14 protein-coding genes and 1 pseudogene are annotated in these 17475 nt (G+C 39.7%); 7 read left to right on the top strand and 8 right to left on the bottom strand.

Going from position 1 to position 17475, the window contains the following annotated elements; translation table 11 throughout:
• Positions 1-12: 12 nt before the first annotated feature.
• Entirely contained in the window at positions 13-1314 is a 1302-nt protein-coding gene (locus IMZ28_RS06805) for a site-specific integrase (RefSeq protein WP_197547840.1), read from the bottom strand.
• A gap of 499 nt (positions 1315-1813) precedes the next feature.
• On the opposite strand from IMZ28_RS06805, the gene IMZ28_RS06800 reads away from it, so the two are divergent.
• The 7 genes from IMZ28_RS06800 to IMZ28_RS06770 all read left to right on the top strand — a co-directional run bounded on the left by IMZ28_RS06800 (position 1814) and on the right by IMZ28_RS06770 (position 10910).
• Entirely contained in the window at positions 1814-2407 is a 594-nt protein-coding gene (locus IMZ28_RS06800) for a TetR/AcrR family transcriptional regulator (protein ID WP_332061142.1), read from the top strand.
• A 2-nt stretch (positions 2408-2409) separates the two neighbouring features.
• On the top strand, positions 2410-3318 hold the full coding sequence (locus tag IMZ28_RS06795) for an NADH-quinone oxidoreductase subunit B family protein (RefSeq protein WP_197547839.1): 909 nt from the start codon (positions 2410-2412) through the stop codon (positions 3316-3318).
• Positions 3296-4588 (top strand): nickel-dependent hydrogenase large subunit, encoded by a 1293-nt coding sequence (locus IMZ28_RS06790; RefSeq protein ID WP_197547838.1) that lies wholly within the window; start codon positions 3296-3298, stop codon positions 4586-4588. Before IMZ28_RS06795 ends, IMZ28_RS06790 begins: the two co-directional genes overlap by 23 nt.
• 680 nt (positions 4589-5268) lie before the next feature.
• A complete protein-coding gene (locus tag IMZ28_RS06785) occupies positions 5269-7731 on the top strand; it encodes a molybdopterin-dependent oxidoreductase (RefSeq protein ID WP_197547837.1) in 2463 nt (820 codons plus the stop codon).
• 2 nt (positions 7732-7733) lie between these two features.
• A complete protein-coding gene (locus IMZ28_RS06780) occupies positions 7734-8297 on the top strand; it encodes a 4Fe-4S dicluster domain-containing protein (RefSeq protein ID WP_197547836.1) in 564 nt (187 codons plus the stop codon).
• An 11-nt stretch (positions 8298-8308) separates the two neighbouring features.
• A complete protein-coding gene (gene nrfD / locus IMZ28_RS06775; RefSeq protein WP_197547835.1) occupies positions 8309-9517 on the top strand; it encodes an NrfD/PsrC family molybdoenzyme membrane anchor subunit in 1209 nt (402 codons plus the stop codon).
• 379 nt (positions 9518-9896) lie between these two features.
• Complete coding sequence (locus IMZ28_RS06770; protein ID WP_197547834.1) at positions 9897-10910, top strand: type I glyceraldehyde-3-phosphate dehydrogenase; 1014 nt, start codon at positions 9897-9899, stop codon at positions 10908-10910.
• 76 nt (positions 10911-10986) lie between these two features.
• Here IMZ28_RS06770 and IMZ28_RS06765 read toward each other — a convergent pair whose 3' ends face one another.
• From IMZ28_RS06765 to hypA, 7 genes and pseudogenes are all read right to left on the bottom strand, one after another.
• Positions 10987-11661 carry an anaerobic ribonucleoside-triphosphate reductase activating protein gene (locus tag IMZ28_RS06765; protein ID WP_197547833.1) on the bottom strand — a complete coding sequence of 225 codons (675 nt, stop codon included), beginning with the start codon at positions 11659-11661 and terminating at the stop codon, positions 10987-10989.
• Positions 11651-11824, bottom strand: a complete 174-nt coding sequence (gene nrdD, locus IMZ28_RS06760; protein WP_197547832.1) for an anaerobic ribonucleoside-triphosphate reductase — start codon at positions 11822-11824, stop codon at positions 11651-11653. The genes IMZ28_RS06765 and nrdD (IMZ28_RS06760) overlap by 11 nt, the downstream gene beginning before the upstream one ends.
• Positions 11825-11963: 139 nt before the next feature.
• Positions 11964-12641, bottom strand: coding sequence for an anaerobic ribonucleoside-triphosphate reductase (gene nrdD, locus IMZ28_RS11090; protein WP_269472892.1), 678 nt, complete (start codon positions 12639-12641; stop codon positions 11964-11966).
• Positions 12623-14059 (bottom strand): annotated as a pseudogene (locus IMZ28_RS06755) (ribonucleoside triphosphate reductase); the annotation flags it as partial. The pseudogene IMZ28_RS06755 and the gene nrdD (IMZ28_RS11090), both read right to left, overlap by 19 nt.
• A 666-nt stretch (positions 14060-14725) precedes the next feature.
• Positions 14726-15310, bottom strand: coding sequence for a TetR/AcrR family transcriptional regulator (locus IMZ28_RS06750; RefSeq protein ID WP_197547831.1), 585 nt, complete (start codon positions 15308-15310; stop codon positions 14726-14728).
• A 396-nt stretch (positions 15311-15706) separates the two neighbouring features.
• Positions 15707-17137, bottom strand: coding sequence for a glutamate synthase subunit beta (locus IMZ28_RS06745; RefSeq protein WP_197547830.1), 1431 nt, complete (start codon positions 17135-17137; stop codon positions 15707-15709).
• Positions 17134-17475, bottom strand: a complete 342-nt coding sequence (gene hypA, locus IMZ28_RS06740; RefSeq protein ID WP_197547829.1) for a hydrogenase maturation nickel metallochaperone HypA — start codon at positions 17473-17475, stop codon at positions 17134-17136. Before hypA ends, IMZ28_RS06745 begins: the two co-directional genes overlap by 4 nt.

Below are 17475 nucleotides of genomic sequence, written 5' to 3'. Positions count from 1 at the left end.
CTTTAATAAGTTTTACTCTTCGCAACGCTCCAAGTAGCTTGATATCAAGTCTCTTATTGTCTCTTTTGACATATTGAAATAAACAAGTGTTGATTCGAAATTACTATGCCCCATTTCATTCATTGTAATGTATGGAATGGCATCGTTGCCGCTTTGGGCATAAAGTTCTGCCCGCGCATGACCGAACATGTGACGCAGTGAATGAAATCCAAGATCAAGCAGTTTTTTGTCCACACTCTCTTGATGTTTTTGGTAAAGTTTTTTAAGTGCTGATTTCAAACGGGATAAAGCATCTCTGCTATGCACTCTCTTCCCCGTACTTGTCGTAAAGAAAAAGGGATGTCTCGGATAGCGTGCAAACTCGGATACATAGGTTTTGCTTTTCATATACGATTCAATGGTCTCAAAGAACATATCACGGTATTTGTCGCTCAGCCAGTAGAGTGGTTCGTGTTTAAGAGGAATAGGGTATTTAAATTGCAGATCGGGTGTATTGTGCTCGTTATCCAGCATCATGTCAATATCGTATTCTTCTTTGAGCCACACCCGTCTTTTGTTGTTGTAGATATCGATATCATCCGATTTGGGGTCAATCAGCCACACTTCCCGATTTTCATAGTCGATATCGTACAGGGTAAGGTTTAGAGCTTGTCCGATTCGTGCCGCACACGCACCGCACAAAATATAAAGCAGCTTTTCTCTCGGTTTGGATATCTCAAGCAGCTCATCGAACAATTCCATCGGAAAATATTTAATACGCTGTCTGTTCTTCGGTACTTTGTATGGTGGAAGATATTTAACCTTTGAACCAGAAGCTTCCAGTGCGAGAGGGGACTTCCTGATCTGAACGCCTGCGAGGAAACTTCTTGCGGCTTTGTGTCTTTCCTGCAGATGATTGATGAAACGGTGATCTTCTATCAGTTCGCTCTCTTCTGTAAAATAAAAATAAGAGTTAATCCCCGCAATCTCTTTATTGATTGTTGATTTTCCAAGCGGCGCACTTTGAAGAACCGTTACCTCAATACCATCAGCATCCCATTCACTTTCTTCCCTAACGGTGATCTCGAACCCAGACCGTAGTTGGTTTCTGTATCGCGCCTGATAGGATGCAAAAGGCTCTTGAAGCCCAATAGGATTATAAAGACTCCACTCCCAAAACCTTTCCATGCTTTTGAGAAAGGCATGTATGGTATTATTAGAAAGGTCTCTAACCTGTTTCATCCAAATACTCCACCCTTCTGAATCAACCAAGGTGACTACCTCGTTATTGAATATTGTGGAGATAATGTAAGAGTCAGCCTTTTTAACAATCATGGAATATCCTTTTAAAAAGCAATTAAGGAAATTCTATCATGCACAAATGCTAACATCATGAATAATTCACAAATTGTGAAATATTATTTATTAGTATTTACACTTTGTGAGTTTATATATCCGAGAATGTTTAGAATTATGAAATTTTTTGTAGATTTTATAGTGTTTTTTGGTAAAATTCACATTATTCTTAGTTTGTAGTTAAGTAGTTAATATGCCTTAGAATGAAGTTCAGGATAAACAGATGGAAGCGAGTCAGGTATACTGGAACGGAAAAGAATACAGTTTTGATGCAAAATGTATACTTCCGGGATCATAATGGTGCAGGTCAGGATAGTGTCTGACGTAAATTTTCCTGAACACTGCAGAATGAGTTGGAACTATTCTATCCCAAATGATAAAATCTGACAATAATAAGGAAAGAGATACGCTTATATATATGTGAGATATGTTATCATACTGTTATGATTAATGTGAATAGAACAGGTGAAGGATTTTAGTGGATATAAAGGATAAAAAAACATTAAAGCGCGAGTCGATCATTCAGGCGGCACTACAGCTTTTCTCTTTAAATGGTTTTCATAAAACCACTATCCCTGATATAGCAACTAAGCTCGGGATGAGTGTAGGTAACCTCTATAACTACTTCTCATCAAAAGATATTCTTGCACAGGAAATTATTAAATATACCTCCGAGGTGCTTGGTTCAAAGATACGAGAAGTCAACATGATGGATATCAGTTCGCAAGAGAAGATCAGAAAGATAGTTGAGGTTTATTTTACTACAGCAAAAGAGAAACCGGAGATGATCGAGTATTTTCTGCGTGTCTACCTTTCAAACCGGGAAGTATTCAGCAGTGGGTGTGAAGGAATGGTCTGTGTTTCGGGATTCATTACAGAGATTATGATCTTTTTTGATGATGCTGTCTCCTCAGGAGAACTTCGTAATCAGGACTTTTTCTCTGCATTTGGACTTTTTATGGGATATCTTGGAGGCATGGTCTTTCTCAAGGGTGAGGGGGTACTTCCCAAAGAGATCGAATACTACATCGATGATATCTCCCGTAATATCTATTTTGCACTCAAGGCATAGCAGTGTCAGCAGAGGCCAAACCCAAACTACTTTGGCTTCAGTCCATAACCTGCAATGGTAATACCCACTCTTTTTTCAATCACTACGATCTTTTCTCCATACTTTCACACTTTGAACTACTGTACCATCCGGTACTTGAAACAGAATATACACTGGAGGAAGTCATCAAGGGAAAAGTTCCTTGTGATGTACTGATACTGGAGGGTTCTTTCCGGGAAGAGGGCTTTGTAAAAAGTGGTGTTGAGGTCATTTCCTTTGTGGAGACCTATGCAAAAAAAGCAAAATTTATTATTTCAGCAGGTACCTGTGCTACCTTTGGCGGGGTCTTTAAGCAACATGATCCTGATGCGATCACAGGATTTTGTTTTGACGGAGAAGAGCCGGGGAAGCGTTATAAGAGATATGCTTCCAAACTGATCTCCCTTCCTGGCTGTCCTATTCATCCCAAGTGGCTCTCCTATGTGTTGATGATGATTGCCAACAAGAGGCATATTCCTCTCGATGAGATGCATCGTCCACAGGAACTTTACGGTATTACCGTGCATACAGGATGTGTACGAAATGAATACTTTGAGTGGAAGATTGATACTAAAGGTTTTGGGCTTAAAGAGGGGTGTCTTTTTTATGAGCAGGGGTGTCAGGGCCCATACACAAGAGGAAGCTGTAATAAAATACTTTGGAATGATGTGAGTTCCAAAACGGTTGCCGGTATGCCTTGTTTTGGCTGTACTGAGCCTGATTTCCCCAAAACGACTCTTTTTGAAACCAAGACCAATATGGGGATTCCTGCTACTATGCCTCTTGGCGTACCAAGACGGGCTTATTTAACAGCTACAGGGGTTAGTAAAAGTTTCAGGATCAAACGACTTGAAGAGAGGATCATCGACTATGGTCGTGAAAAAACTGATTGAGAAGATAGAGGGCGAAGCTGAGCTTGACTTTACATTTAAGAATGGCAAGATAGAAGATGTTCACATAGGTTTTGGATTTTACCGTGGTATCGAGGAGATACTTGTGGGAAAAGTACCAAGAGATGCACTGGTGATCACCCCCAGGGTCTGCGGTATCTGCAATCATGCACATCTTCTTGCAGCGGTCAGAGCGATCGAGAATGGTTATCAGAGTCAGGGGATCAGCATTCAGTTGACAAGCAAAGCTGAAAAGATCCGGGAGTTTACGCTGGCGTGTGAAGTCATTCAAAACCATATCAAATGGTTCTATCTGGTCATCTTGCCACAGTTTGAACACCTGACAGCTACGCAAAGTGGTGAAAACTATGCATTAAAGGCATCATATCTTTCATCAACTATTACAAAAGCACTGGCCGTTTTTGCAGGTCAGTGGCCCCACTCTTCCTATGCGGTTCCGGGAGGTATTACCTGTGATCCAACTTATGTGGATGTGATGCAGGCTGAGGGGTTTGTTGATGAAGCAATACGTTTTTTTGAACAGGTTATGACAGGAATCTCTTTTAGTGACTATTTGGAGATTGAGTCTGTCTCTTCACTGTCTAAGATTAATGGTGATCTCAGAAAGTTGATAGACGGACTGGAAGTATACGGTATGCTAAGCACAGGACAGAGCTATGACCGTTTTATCGTCTTTGGAAAAGATATGGGAAGACCTTCAGGTAAATTGATCGCAACGAGTGTCGCTAATGCTGATATACGTTATGTAGAAGAATCAGAGCAGAAAGGTACTGTAGCAAAAGCTGTTACATATAAGAACAGACTTTATGAAGTAGGGCCGCTTGCACGGGGAATGGTAGCTAAAACACCAATTGTCCGGAGTTTGCATAAACGCTATAAGGATTCATTGTATACACGTATTTTTGCACGTGTGAATGAGATTGCTCAGTTGCTGGGATATTGTAAAGAACTTTTATATGATTTGTCTTTAGATGAGCCTTCCTGTGTCTTGGAAGCCAATCAGACTCATGACAGCTTTGAAGGTGTAGGTATTGTAGAGGCTTCAAGAGGATCATTGATTCATAAGACAACTGTAGAAAAGGGAAAGATCGTTAATTATGAGATCATTACACCTACACAGTGGAACCTTAGTCATGGTACGTCTCAGGAGAAGGGTATTGCAATTCGGGCAATGGTAGGCTCAAAAAGTATTGAAGAGGCTACATTTATCTTTCGTACTTTTGATGTCTGTTCTGTTTGTACAGCACAGTAACCTACGCTTCACTTCTCCTCTCTTTAAAATCCTCAAATAGGTTTTTTGGGGTCTCCGGTAGCCAATATGCTTCCAAAGATCTGATCACTGCAAACATTTCATTCCAGTCTGTCATATTTTTGAAGTCCAAGAGCAGTTGTTCTATGACTCGCAGGTTTGGAGTTATTACCATATACAAAGATCATTTTTTCAAAACAAATTCTGATAATAATATGGATTGATGCTATTGCTGATCTGTATACATAGTTCTGAACTATTACAGAAGAGTATACTTGATAGCACGATTATTGAAACAAGACAGGTACATTTAGGATATGGAAATGAGAGCTCTGTATGGAGATTTCTGAAAATAGTATATCTTTCCAGAAACACTCTTTCTGGAATTGAGAATAAATATAATATATTCAAATAAATATGACCACTCAGTTTTGTTTAAGGTATAAATATCAGTTTAAATTGTTTAAACAGCTCCTGAAAAGATATTTTTATAGGTCAATTTTAAGCCTTCTCACCGATATTTCCGTATTAATCAGTAAAAAATGAATAGTTATTCAATAAAATAGATGAATTTTAGAATAAAAAAAGAATTAAAGGTGTACTATATAAGTGGAGGTTATGAATTGGACCTTTTTAGTCTTATTTATAACTTGAAATTAAACTCATTATTTTAAGGAGCTTACATGCAGATTGAAATGTCGAGACGAAAGTTTCTTCAGGGGACTGTAGCTATGAGTATTGTAGGTGGGTCCGCTGTCAGTGCGACAAATTTACTTGCTAAGGATGATAAAGTGGAAAAAAAGCTGACCTTCACCACAAAGACCGGTGAAGCCAAAGAGCTTAAACTTGTTCCTACTTTATGTGAAATGTGCGTTAACAAATGTGCAGCGATTGCGAGAATGGAAGATGGAGTCGTTACTAAACTTGATCCAAATCCCATGTTCCCGAAATCGAAGAATATGCTTTGTCCAAGAGGAAATGCAGGGATACAGGCCTTGTATGATCCTGACAGGTTGAAGTACCCGCTTGTTCGTATCGGAGAGAAGGGTGACGGAAAATACAAAAGAGTTACCTGGGATGAGGCCTATGAGGCGATCTTGAATGGTACGGACAGATTCAAAGGTCTTGCTGCCATTCTGGAAGAAGAAGAGGACAACCGTTCCACTATCGGTTACTGTGCCGGTGAAGGTATGGCTGAGCATACGTATAAAGTATTTATGCAGGACAAACTTGGATCATCAAACTTTGTAAACCATGCTTCTATCTGTCTTCAGACAACTGTATCAGGATATGCTCTGACGATCGGTGGTTACGGACAGGCTGATCTGGAAAATGCCAACTATGTTATTATGGCCGGTGCGAACAGAGCAGAAGCGATTGTTACTCCAGATACAATGGATCTGTTCAAGAGAACAAAGGGAAGAGGTGCAAAATTAATAGTTGTTGATCCGCGTTTTACCAATACAGCGTCACATGCAGACAAGTGGCTTCCGATTGAGGTGGGTACAGACCTTGCTTTTGTTTTGGCATTGACATATGTTGCAATTGAAGAGAATATATATAACAAAAAGTTCGTTGAATTGAATTTCAATGGTTTTGAGGAATATAAAGAGCATATCCTAACAAGTAAATATACTCCTGAATGGGCTGAAAAAATAACAGGTATCAGGGCATCTGATATAAGACAGGTAGCCAGAGATTTTATGGCAGCAGCACCCAGAGCCATATATTATCAGGGCAGAAGGACTGCTTGGAGCAAACAGGATTTCCAACTTAGACGGGCTCAGGCTATTTTCTCTGCAATGGGTGGCGGTATTGACCGTGAAGGGGGTATTATCTTTGGTAAGAAACTTCCTTTGGGAAAACACAATATCAATACACCAATGTATGATAATGCACAAGAGAGAATTGATAAAAAAGCAGCGGCCATTATAGGCGGTTCGGGTTCTTGGATCGGTTGGAGAAACACTATTCTGGAAGAGAAGGCTGCCTATCCGGTAAGAAGTATGTTTGTTTATAAGCAGAACCCGATGTTGAGTATCCCTAATACTGCAAAAACAAAACAGCTGTTTGAAAAAATGGATCTGGTTGTTGTGATTGATACGATGCCTTCAGACACAGCGATGATGGCAGATGTTATTTTGCCTGAGTGTACCTACCTGGAGAGAGAAGACCCTGTCAAATCATTCGGTTCGGCACAGCCTGCTATTGCGTTGAGACAAAAAGTGATCGACCCAATGTACGATACGAAACCGGTAATTGAGATTATTCGCGGATTGGCAGAAAAAGTTTCCAGACCATTGTTTGAGATCACAAAAAAATTCGACTCTGAAGTACAGGATGCAATTAAAGAGAGAGGAGAGGAAAGTGTTTATAAAGAAGACGGGTTTGATCTCGCTGATGCCTTCCGACACTCTCAAGAAGAGATAAATAAACATATGGTTGTTGAGAAATATGGAGAAGAAGCATACAAAACATTATTGAAAGAAGGTGTGTACTACCCCAACATGGATAAATTCTGGAAACAAATATCAAACAATGAGTTCCAGTGGTATCCTAAAAAAGAAAGATTTTATTCCGTGGTTGAAGGAGAATTCAAGTCAGATGTTTTCCATGATACATGTGTGGATGAAAAAGAGATTGCTGTACTTAAAAAAGAGTTTAAAACACCATCAGGAAAAGTGGAGTGTGTACTTCCAAACCTGGCAAAGAGAGGTGTGTCACCTATGCCAAGCTGGGATGATACACAGTTTACTCAAATACCTGAAGGAAAATTCAAGTTCATCACCGGCCGTCATGCACAATTTACGCAGAACAGCTCATCGAACAATGTGATGCTTCTTGAGCTTATGCCGGAGAATTATTTATGGATCAATAAAAGAGTTGCTGAAAGCAAAGGTATTAAATTTGGTGATAACGTTGAAGTGAAAAGTAAGGTCGGTCAGATCACCATTAAAGCATATCCGACGGAGAAGATCGGTCCAAACAACCTGTTCTTTATTCACGGGTTTGGTGCAGATTCTGACGGACTTACTTTTGCGAAGGGGAATGGTGCTGCGGATAATCATATTATTGAGGACATTATTGAACCAGTCTTCGGTAGTGCAGCTATGCATGAAACAATTGTTGAAGTTAGAAAGGTGTAATTATGGCTAGATATGGAATGGCATTAGATTATAAAAACTGTATTGACTGTAAAGCATGTGAAAGTGCTTGTAAAGAAGAAAATGGTGTACTGTTGGGTGCAGATAAGCACAGAATATGGGTAGGTACCAAAGAGGTTGAGGGTGAGTTCCCGTTCTTGAGCATATCAAGCAGCGGATTTGTACCGAGCCAGTGTCAGCACTGCGAAGCGGCACCTTGTCAGGAAGTTTGTCCTACCAATGCGACCTATTATGATGAGAATGGTGTGGTCAGAGTTGATGCTGATAAATGTATTCTTTGTACCTACTGTATGAATGCATGTCCTTATGATGCACGTTATGTGGATGACAGAACGATGACAGTCGATAAATGTAACTTCTGTTCAGATACCAGACTGGCAAGAGGAGAAACAACAACTGCATGTCAGAATACTTGTCCGACCAAAGTAAGAACTTTTGGTGATCTGGATGATCCGTACAGTGAAATCAGTGAATTGCTTAGAAGAAGAGATCACTATTCTCTCAAAGCCCACCTCGGTACTAAACCAAAACTGTTCTACCTAACATAAGGAGATTGATTATGAGTATAAAAGAGTTTGTAGCCTCTATTCCCGTGAATAAGGTTGGATTTAAAGATATTTTCGGATATGAGAAAACACCAAGAAACCTGATATTGACAGTGTTGACATTTGGACTTCTGGCAATGTTTGCCGCCGGTGTCGGATTGTATTTACTGCATGGTCACCATGCCTACAATGTAACAAGAGAACATCCTTGGGGACTTCTTCTTGCTGCGTATATTTTCTTTGTCGTCTCTTCAACAGGGCTGTGTATTATTGGGTCACTGGGAGATGTGTTTGGTTTTAAAGATTATGAGTTGATCTCAAAAAGAGCAATTTTTGGCTCAATTGTGACGATCCTGTCCGGTTTTGCAGTTATCTTGTTTGAAATCGGTCACCCGGTCACCATGGTGATATACAATGTATTGACTCCAGGCTTAACTTCAGCGATCTGGTGGATGGGTACACTTTATGGTCTCTATTTGACATTTATGATTATTGAGTTTGTATTCTTATTAAAAGGAGATGCAAAGTTTGCGAAGTATTTTGGTTTGGTAGGATTGATCATAGGTCTTGCTGCCCACTCCAACCTGGGTGCAGTATTTGGATTCCTGAATGCAAGACCTATCTCTAACGGAGTCTATTTTCCAATGTATTTCATTTTGACAGCATTTATTACAGGTGTATTCATCGCGTATCTGTTCATGGGTTTCAGATATAAACTGAAGTTCCCTGAAAGAGTGAAAAAAATGTTGACGAATTTGGGCAAGATCCAGATATTTCTTTTATCATTTCTTGCTTTCTTTATGACTTGGAAAATGTTGACAGATCTATATGGCGGTATGCCGAACAGAGCAGATGTCGCGCATCATATTCTGGGATCTTGGACATTCTGGGCAGAAGTAATTCTTGTAATCGTGATACCGCTGCTGGTGTTGCTTAAAGATATGGGTCGTTCACATGTTGCCATGTTCTATGCATCATTTTCGGGTATGGCCGGTATTGCATTTATGAGATATAATCTTATTCATGATACGCAGGTTAAACCGCTGCAAATGTTAAAAGTCTATGAGTACCAACTTCCTCCTACATGGATACACTACTCACCATCTGCTGCAGAGTGGATGATTTCACTTGGTGGAATAGGGCTATGTATTACACTCTATTACCTGGGAACAAAATTCTTTAACCTTGATGCAGATGAAGGTCATGCAGAACAAAAAGCTTAGAGCTTTTTAAGACAAAATGTGTGCTTCACCGGGAATGGTGAAGTATGCAAATACTTTAGACTATCTTTTCTTTCTGATCCAGATAATTTCAGCAGTACTCACATCAATATGTAAAATTACGGTACAGTCACTCGAAACAAATATGTAAAAGTATACATATCCAAAAGAGAAATAAGACAGAGTATCATGCTGTTTTGTGAAGAGATAGAAGCAGGTGAACTCTGTAACGAAGCGCAAGATAAAAGGAAGCTGAGGTGAGTTTTTTGGATTACCGGAAAAAGAAGGGAGATTTTATACTGAACAGGAAAGATCTTCTTACGTTGTCTTGATCTCATAGAAGAGAAGTAATGAGAAGTTAAGTGCAGGAGAGGAATGTATGATGAATAAGAAGCGTATACGTGTTTTTATCAATGGGTTTGGAAGAATAGGGAGAAGCACAGCACGTATTATACTTAAAGAGAGCAGTTTTGAGTTGGTTGGCATCAATGATCTCTACAGCTATGAACAGATGGCATATCTTTTAAAGTATGATTCTCTTTATCCTGCATTACCCTATAGTATAAAAACAGAAGGTGATGTACTTTTTATTGATGAAAGAAAAGTGCAGCTTTTTTCCGAATCAAATCCGGAAAAGATGGATCTGGGAGCACTTGATGTGGATGTTGTGCTGCAGTGCAGCGGGATGTTCCTGACGGTAGAGGCTAATTTGCCTTTGATAAGGAATGGGGCAAAAAGGGTGCTTGTTTCCGCTCCTGCATCAGACTCGATGCCTACATATATCTATGGTGTGAATCATGAGACTTTTGAAGGAGAATATATTGTCTCAAACTCAAGCTGCTCTGCCAATGCGATTGTTCCAATATTTAAAATAGTAGATAAATATTTTGGGATACAGGGAGCGATAATGAACATGTATCACAGCTATACAAGCTACCAAAATCTACTTGACAACAGCCATTATTCCATGGATATACGCAGAACAAGATCTGCCACACAAAATACTATTCCTCTTATAAGTAGTGCTGCTGAGGCAACAGCTTGTTTTTTCCCTCACTTAAAGGGTAGAATGTCTGCTAAAAGTATACGGGTCCCCATACCTGCTGCGACACTTTATGATCTGACTGTCAAACTGAATGGGCGCTATACAAAAGAAGAGGTCAATTTTCGTTTTGAGGAGGAGGTAAGATCGATATATGCAGATATACTCGATATAACAAATACACCGGGCGGGGCAGATAACTACATACAAAATCCGTACAGTGCAGTTATCAATCTTCCTTTCACAGATGTAGCGGGGGAAAACCTTCTTAGAATATCGGCTTGGCAGGATAATGAATATGGATATGCCAAAAGAGTGGTTGATATGGCAAAGATCATAGGACTCTTTTCATAAAAACAGAAATAAACTATGTGGATAGATATACCATATTACTTATAGGGGAAGGGGAGTAGAAGTATTTTTGAACCTCTCATCTCCAAACCACTTTCAGGTCAGAAGAGAGCAGTGATTGGTCAAAAGAGCTTTGTTCCGGCTTGACCTTTCCTATTGTATGCTCTGAAAAAACAAACGGTTGCAGATAATAGGTACCGGTATAGCCTCGTTTTACAAGATCTCTGATAATACGGTTGATCTCTTCCACGCCTAAGAGATCATTATGCACCGTTGTTCTTACCTCAAAAGGGAATGCCTGACTGATAAGGAAGTTCAATGTTTTTGAGAAACGGTCAAAATGTTTATCTTTTGTAACAGTGTAATATCTCTCTTTGGGTGCTTTGTAATCAAGAGCGATATAGTCAACCAGATTCTCTTCAACCAGTCTGCGGATCATTTCCGGGTTCAGACCGTTGGTATCCAGTTTAATCTTGAATTTTAACTGCCTGATTTTTTTACAGAATGCCGGCAGATCCTCATAGAGTGTGGCTTCTCCTCCGGAAAGAACAACCGCTTCAAGAAGGCCTGTTCTGCTCTCTAAGAATGCTATTGCTTCCTCCTCGCTTCTCTCTCCTTCTCCAAAGACAATATCCCGGTTGTAGCAATAGACACAGCGCATATTGCACCGGGCAAACCAGAAAATGGCTGCCAGATGGTCAGGATAATCCAGAAGCGTGAAGGGAGTAATATCATACAGAGGCTTATGCTGCATTGGTCTGTGATGCCTTTTCAAGAAAGAACTTTCTCTCCCTGTGCTCACCTTTTTTACCTGTATTGAAACTCTCAACCGGTCTGTGGTAACCCATTACTCTTGTATACACTATACATTTTGTTCGCTCTGCTTTATATTTTTCAAGCACTTTATTTTGATTCATCTTTTCTCCTTTTTTATGAAATATATCTCCGTGAAGAGAAGCAAAGCATCTCTTCAACTACCTGCAGAAAATGCCTTTTCTGCCTCATGACCTGAAGCATACAACATTACACTATATCGACCTTCACCTGCACGGATCATCAACTTGCCTTTTGCAGGATCTCTGCATCACATTTGGGGCAGTATTCATACTCACCCGAGAGATAACCATGCTTTTCACAGATGGAAAATGTCGGTGTCAGAGTGATATAGGGAAGCCTGAAGTTGCTGATGACATTTTTCACCAGTTTTCTGGCTGCTTCCGGAGAGCTTAGCTTCTCTCTCATATAGAGGTGCATGACTGTTCCTCCTGTATACTTGCACTGCAGATCATCCTGCAGCATCAATGCTTCAAACGGATCATCGGTGTAAAAGACAGGGATCTGAGAGGAGTTGGTATAGTAGTTGTTCTCACTGGTCCCTGCCTGAATGATATCCGGATACCTCTTGATATCTTCTCTGGCAAAACGGTACGTAGTTCCCTCTGCAGGGGTTGCTTCCAGGTTATAGAGGTTTCCTGAACGCTCCTGGAAATCTTTGAGCTGATCCCGCATGAAATCCAGGATCCTCAGTGCCATCTCTTTTCCAAATGCATCTGTGATCGTATGCCTGTCATTGGTGAAGTTCCGTATCATCTCATTCATCCCGTTGACACCGATAGTAGAGAAGTGGTTGTTAAACCCGGGAAGATACCTTGCCGTATAGGGGTAAAGTCCCCTGTCATACATCTCCTGAATGAAGATCCTTTTCTTCTCAAGTGTCGAGTAGGCATACTCCATGAGTTTGCCAAGCTTTGCAATAAGTTTCTCCTCATCACCGGCATAGAGATATCCAATCGTGCCATATTGATCGTCACCACACCGATACTCCCCGTCATTTCGGCACTGCCGAACAGACCTCCGCCTCTTTTAAGAAGTTCGCGAAGGTCCAGCTGCAGCCTGCAGCACATACTTCTGACATGCCCGGGCTTATAGGCCTCCTCATTAGGCACAAGTGCTCCGTTTTCATCTCTTACATACTGACTGCCTATAAAGTTCTGAAAATAGGAAGATCCTATCTTGGCGGTATTTTCAAAAAGGATATCGGTATTTTCACCATACCAGTCAAACTCTTCGGTGATATTTACCGTAGGAATGGGAAAAGTAAACGGCTGTCCGTTCCTGTCACCTTCGGTCATCACTTCATAGAAGGCTCTGTTGATAAGATTCATTTCAGGCTGAAAGTGTCTGTAGGTCATACTCTCCAAAGAGTGAATATCCGCATCTCTGCGCTTTGCTTCCTCCCACAACACTGCATCATCCAGGCCAGAGAACAGATGCTTCTGCTCTCTTGTGGGTATCTGATCTTTCAGGTCTGAAGGAACTGTCCAGTCAATGGTAATATTGGTAAAAGGACTCTGTCCCCATCTGGCCGGAACATTGAGATTGTACACAAAGCTTCTGATCGCTTTTTTGATCTCAGAAAATGAGAGCCTGTCTTTGAACACATAGGGTGCCAGATAGGTATCGAATGAGGAGAATGCCTGTGCTCCGGCCCATTCACTCTGTAAAATCCCCAGAAAGTTCGCCATCTGCCCCAGAGCCTCTCTGAAATGGTTGGGCGCTCTGCTCTCAACTCTGCCTCTGACTCCGTTAAAGCCCTCATCCAAAAGGACACGAAGACTCCACCCTGCACAATATCCGGTAAGGCAGTCCAGATCATGGATATGGTAGTCTCCGTCTCTGTGTGCATATCCCTCCTCTTTGGAGTAGATCGCATCCAGCCAGAAGTTGGCAATCACCTTGCCTGCCGTATTATTGACAAGTCCGGCATTGGAGTAACCTGTATTGGAGTTGGCATTGATCCTCCAGTCTGCTTTGTCTATATACTCTTTCACCGTCTGTGTTGAGTTGATATAGGTGGTATCTTCATTCAGACCCAGTATCTGCTCCCTCTGGATCTTGTGCAGGTGACGATAGAGCATAAAGGATTTCATCACTTCAAAATGCTGATGCTCATAGAGCACTTTCTCTATCAGGTCCTGGATCTCTTCGACACTGATCTCCTCTTTGTCTCTTATCATCTCCATCAGTTCTTTAAAGACACTTTTATCATACTCTTTTGCTTCGCTCATAAATGCTTTTTTGATAGCATCTTCGATCTTGAAGGGTACGAACCGCTGAGAACTCCCGTCTCTTTTTATAATTGTTTTTATCATTCTGCTGGTCTCCAGTGATTTTATTTTTGTGATGACTTTTGCTATATCAGGTGATCCGTTCTGTGAGATTACTTTCATTACCATGAAGGTTTGTAATGACTGTTCATCCTGATATCAATAATTATTTAGTATACAACCAAAAAACAAGACTGTAGTTATGCATAAGATGATAATCATGCAACATGTTTTGGACAAATCAATTTTTCCTGTTTCTGGCTGTATATTAAATAATCATAAAAACCTGAAAATATATCTACTTCATCTTATTATAAATATATAATATTGTTATGCTAACCAAAGAAGTTTTAAAAGAGTTTTAAAAAAGTGAATGGTAATTCACTTTAAGCTTTCCTCTTTATTTAGTATTGAAGGATAATTGTACTACTGGAGTCTTTGGGAGAAAAGACAAGAGGTGAAAAGTTGATTTTATAAATCGTTTGTCAACTGTTTTATGAATAGCCGTAAGAGAGTTGTTTGCGTATTTTCAATAAGGGTGCGTAAAGTTCTTTTAGTATAAAAACAGTTTTGCTTTCAGGATACTCTTTGATTTTATTCAGAAGTCAGGTGTAGGGTTTTTAGAGTGTTACAGGTTTTCAGTGGATATGTTTGTTTTTAACAGTCTTTCAGTCTAGATCAATAAAGAGTGGGTTAATATGTTATAGGCTTTTATGATAAAGCCTTACAAATAGCAGTTGACAGATCCCGGGCATAAATATTTAAGTCATCTTCCAGAACTTTTTCACCATTTAAAAATGTTATGCCTCCAAGTATTCCGGTAATACAGGAAAAACCGACATAGAAATTCTGTTTTTTGAATTCACCGTTTTCTGTTCCCGTGTCTATAAGTATTTCAATTTCATCAATAAAGTCTTTTGCGAGTTGGAACCCGCAGTCTTCTTCTTTACAAAAAACCTCTCTGTTGGATAAGTAGACCCTGAAAAAATAATCTATCATTTCAGGGTGTTCTTTTAAAAAGTTCAGGTAACTTATGACAAACATATATACCTTCTCTTGGGAAGATATATTTTGATTGTTTATATATCTTAAATTAGTAGCCAGTTTTTTTGCAACAAATGTTATTGATGCTTTTGCCAAAGAGTTCTTTGATGGAAAATAGTTATAAATATTTCCTACACTGACTCCCATGTTTTTTGAAATTTCTGATATCGTAGTATTGTAAAAACCTTTTTTTGAAAAAAGTTTTAATGCCGACAGGATTATCGTATTCTTTTTTTTGAATTTATTTCTCATATATTTAAATTTCTTTCCTGATAAACTTTAAAATATCTATATTGGTTTAGTAGACAGTATTCTCTTAATCTTTTATCACTTAATTTTATTTGATTAGCCTGTTCGTTTAGAAGAAAATAAGTTGTAATATTTTGTCCATTCATCCTACCCAGAGTCTCAGAAGCTATTGAGAATATAGGTAAATACAAGAGTAACAGAGCAATTGTCAATAATTTATTCATCTTGTCCTTTTTCCTTTGTATATGATAGAAAATAAAGCTATGAATTCTCCCTAAATTATTTTTATAGACAGCTTCTAATTCTCGGATATATTATGGAACATTAAAAGTAACTTCCATATTGTATATCAATATAAAATATGTTTTTCTTAAGTCTACTGAATGGTCGTTCAGTAGATTATAGATTGATATTGAACTTTTTCAGCATAGCAAGTGCGGCTTTTCTGCCATCTGCTGCAGCAGTTACCGCAAGATCTGCACCTCTGACCGCATCTCCTCCTGCATAAATTCTTGCATTTGAAGTTCTTTTTTCATCATCTACAATGATATCTCCCCATTTGCCGGTATTGATCTGTGCATCATCATACCATGGAAACTCTACATTATCAAAACCAAGTGCCAATATAATTACATCACACTCCAATGTAAACTCACTATTTTCTATAACTTCAAGTTTTCTTCTCCCGCTTTCATCGGGTTTTCCCAGTTGAGTTCTTTGGCAGAGCAAACCTTTTACATGTCTGCCTTTATCAATAATGACCTCTTTGGGAGCAGTATAAAATTCAAAAATCACCCCCTCTTCTTTGGCATTAATGACCTCTTTGACAGAACCGGGCATATTTGCTTCGTCCCTTCTGTAGGCACATCGAACCGATTTTGCTTTCATTCTTACGGAAGTTCTTACAGCATCCATAGCAGAGTCACCACCTCCGATAACTACCACATGCTTATTTTCCAAAATGCTTTCATAGAAGTCTTCAAAGACTCTTTTCTGCGCATGTTTCAAGATATCCATAACATGATACACACCGTGTGCATCTTCATTTTTCATTCTGGCACCTCTGCTGCTCGGTGCACCGATACCTACAAAAATAGCATCGTAGTCATCCAACATTCTTTTAAGTTGTTCGGAGCTTTGTATATCGCTGTTTAAATGGAGGTTCATACCAGCTTCCTGCATCCAATTAAATCGTCTTAAGATCACATCTTTTTTGATTTTAAAGTTTGGAATACCATAAGTAAGAAGGCCTCCAGGTCTATCAGATTTTTCGAACATATCTACTTCAACACCGCCTCTAAGCAGAAAGGTTGCACAACTCATACCTGCAGGTCCGCTTCCGATAACAGCAACTCTTTTCCCGCTTTTCTGTCTGTTCTGTCCATAGTCAGGCTTAAGTCCCATCTTAAAAGCCTGTTCATTCAGATAGACTTCTATGGCTCCGATAGAGACACTTCCGCTCTCTGTTTTAGCTATGGTACATCCACCTTGACAAAGTACATCATGGGGACAGACCATTCCAAGAATTTCAGGGAAAGGAGAAATTTCATTGCTTGCTTCAAATGCCCCTTTTATGTCTCCCTCTTTTACTTTTTCTATCCAGATGGGAATTTTATTTTCCAATGGACAGCCTGTTCTGCAAAAGCTGAACTCACTCTCCAGTCCTTTCAGCAGATCAACAGGACACTTAATACATCTTAGTGACTGTGTATCTGCCTCCTCTTTGCTAAATAGATGGTATGTCGGATAGAAATCAACTACCCTTTGTTCAGCTTCTCTCTTCCGAGGAGTCTCTTTTTTAATTTTTAGATACTGCTTTTTCTTATTCATTTTTCTTCCTTCAGTTCTATATAGTCTATATGCATCTCCTGCCCCGTTAAAACTTCTGTATTCCCTCCCTTGCAATGAGGACAGAAAAAGTTAAAACTGTCAATGACGGCTTCTTTCCCACAATCTTTACAAACGATGGTTATATCGATTATGTCTATCTCCATCGTTGCGCTTTCACAGGCAGTCTCTTCTTTGAATACATCAAAACTCTCTTTGAGGAAATGGGGTTCTATGCCGCTCATCCTGCCGATCTTTACAGCCACCTTGTCGACCTTCCTGTCCTTTGCATGTTTCTCGCAAAGGTCAAGCATCGATTGGACAATAGAGTACTCATGCAT

It is taken from the genome of Sulfurovum indicum (genome assembly GCF_014931715.1).
In the GTDB taxonomy this organism is placed as follows: Bacteria; Campylobacterota; Campylobacteria; order Campylobacterales; family Sulfurovaceae; genus Sulfurovum; species Sulfurovum indicum.
This window is presented reverse-complemented; position numbering and strand designations above follow the sequence as displayed.